The organism is Desulfosporosinus burensis, from assembly GCF_054657535.1.
Genome location: NZ_BAAHYN010000058.1, coordinates 1 through 742, shown reverse-complemented (window position 1 = coordinate 742; position 742 = coordinate 1). Strand labels below are relative to the sequence as shown.

At 42.5% G+C, this 742-nt stretch carries 3 protein-coding genes; 1 reads left to right on the top strand and 2 read right to left on the bottom strand.

Annotation, left to right across the window (positions count from 1 at the left end):
- A partial coding sequence (locus tag ACYQ3Q_RS28320) for a hypothetical protein (RefSeq protein WP_459931726.1) occupies positions 1 to 216 on the bottom strand: 216 nt, incomplete at its 3' end.
- Between the two features lie 92 nt (positions 217 to 308).
- Positions 309 to 440 (bottom strand): hypothetical protein, encoded by a 132-nt coding sequence (locus ACYQ3Q_RS28315; RefSeq protein ID WP_459931725.1) that lies wholly within the window; start codon positions 438 to 440, stop codon positions 309 to 311.
- A 157-nt stretch (positions 441 to 597) separates the two neighbouring features.
- On the opposite strand from ACYQ3Q_RS28315, the gene ACYQ3Q_RS28310 reads away from it, so the two are divergent.
- Positions 598 to 742, top strand: a 145-nt coding sequence (locus ACYQ3Q_RS28310) for a helix-turn-helix domain-containing protein (RefSeq protein WP_459931727.1), incomplete at its 3' end; no start/stop codon positions are given.

Sequence of the window (742 nt, the reverse complement as noted above, 5' to 3'; positions counted from 1 at the left end):
AGGAAAAGATGACCTCCGAAGACGATCTTCGAAGGCCTTTTCCAACCCGAGCAACAGCTCTTGTGACAAGATGGAGGACCGAAGGGACATTTTCCTCCGCAGAGGACAAATGTTTCTTCTGGCCAGCGCCGAGCGTCGTAACCCTCCCCCGAGGTTTATTAGTACGTTGTTGACATGTAAACAACGTAAGAAGCCCGTTTTAATGCGGCTTCTCATTTCTTTAGTATAGATAACGGACGGAGGGCTTCCCTCGAGCACTATATTTTACGACCTGGCACATCCGCACTGTCAGGCACCAGCTTCCCTCATTATTCTTTCTTCTCTGGCTGTTCTAAATCCTTACATGACTTCAACAGAATAAATTCCCTGTCCGTGCTATGTATGTACATTTCCTCCGTTTGACGCTGTATCTGCTGGATTTCTTCAATGATATCCGTCATTTTATTAAATAGGATACTATACATTTCTTTATAATCTACCAGTGTTCATCACCCCGATATTTTTCAATTCACCATTCGAGATAATTTTAGCGATATTCTCGCTAGAAGTCAATAGCGAATAATTCGCTATACTATAATTATCTTGAGGTGATTTCAGGTGTATGAAAGAATAAGACATTTGAGGGAAGACAAGGATCTGACTCAGACACAGGTTGCAGCGTATCTCAATTGCAGCCAAAGGATATACAGCAATTACGAACGAGGCGAGGTGGATTTACCAACCGGAATTTTAATAAAACTGG

Coding starts and splice junctions, on each gene's coding strand:
- ACYQ3Q_RS28315 (WP_459931725.1), bottom strand. CDS start 440: ATGACGGATATCATTGAAGAAATCCAGCAGATACAGCGTCAAACGGAG.